Consider the following 1330-nt stretch of genomic DNA (forward strand, 5'->3'; position numbering starts at 1 on the left):
TGCGCTAGCGAACATATTTGCAGATACTTAGGTAACTATTTAGTTATCTACGTGTCGCTTCGTAAAGTGGCATGACGGCTGGCAACAACTGTTCAATTTGTTGAATACGAGTTGAATCAGCTGGATGACTACTCAGGAACTCGGGTGAGTGCTGGCTCCCTTTGCTCTTCATCATTTTCCGCCACAATGTAACGCCTGCGCGTGGGTCGTAACCTGCTCGTGCACTTAGCTCTAGACCAATTTGATCAGCCTCGGTCTCGTCAGTACGGCTAAATTTAGTTGCGACTAATGCCTGATAACCCGCACCAACCAGATTAGCTACACCACCACCTAATCCTAACAATGCGGCACCAACATTAATGGTGGTATTGGCAGCAATTGCTTGTGACACCTGTTCACGAGAATGCTCGCGCAGGGCATGAGCAACTTCATGGCCTAATACAATTGCAATTTCATCATCTTCCAGATTTAACTCATCAATTAGTCCGGAATAAAAAATAATCTTGCCGCCAGGCATGCAGAATGCATTAAGCTGTTTGTCGCTAATTATGTTGGTTTCCCACTTCCAACCTGGCGCATCAGGACGGAATGTTGCAGTATGTGGCTTGATGCGGTTGGTAATCGCAAGTAGCCGTTCCAACATCGCGCGATCTTGATTCAGCGTCCCTTTTTGTTCTGCTTCTGCCTTCAGCTTGTTATAGCTTTGATCGGCAATTTGCTCCAATTGCTGTGAAGAAACAAGCATGAGCTGAGAGCGCTGTGCGCCGACCGCACCGCCTGAAGTGGTGGTTTGGCATCCGCTAACTGCAGCTAATGACAAACTGATTAATATTATCGAATAGATACTATTATTAAACATGTTTTTCTTTACGATACTTGCTTGTTTATCCAAATATTTTTGGATCGCTAAGAGCAGCCAGACCGTTCCTTGCAACAACTGTACAGCAGCAGCCCAATCACGACACCAATACCAGCAGACACACCGATAACACGCCAAGGATTTTCATGAACATAATTGTCAGTGGCTCGCACTGCCGTCTTTGTCGTTTCAACTGCAGACTCTTCGATTTGGCGCAGCCGATCTTTGGTTGCCTTCAAATTTGATTCCATCTTATCGCGTAAAGCATTCGCTTTATGACCGCCTTCGTCGGCTACAGACTTCAACAATTGCTCGGCTTCGTGAATAACGGCGTTTAAATCTTTGAGTAAATCATTCTGTACTGTTTGATTTGAAGATTGTGTCATGGCGTTCTCCATCGATAATTCAGAAACTGGTTGCTTAAAATATGGCCTCGTTAAACAAATTTCTAATTTTTAAAAGGCGTATCTT

At 44.6% G+C, this 1330-nt stretch carries 2 protein-coding genes; both read right to left on the reverse strand.

Features of this window, described 5'->3' with window-relative positions; all coding sequences use genetic code 11:
* Positions 1-43: 43 nt before the first annotated feature.
* Positions 44-859: a M48 family metallopeptidase gene (locus MJ770_RS10540; protein ID WP_239253820.1), complete on the reverse strand. Its 816-nt coding sequence runs from the start codon at positions 857-859 to the stop codon at positions 44-46.
* 47 nt (positions 860-906) lie between these two features.
* Positions 907-1245 (reverse strand): DUF883 family protein, encoded by a 339-nt coding sequence (locus tag MJ770_RS10545; protein ID WP_239253821.1) that lies wholly within the window; start codon positions 1243-1245, stop codon positions 907-909.
* Positions 1246-1330: the final 85 nt, after the last annotated feature.

Origin of the sequence: Candidatus Nitrotoga sp. M5 (assembly GCF_927904885.1) — a bacterium.
GTDB lineage: Bacteria > Pseudomonadota > Gammaproteobacteria > Burkholderiales > Gallionellaceae > Nitrotoga.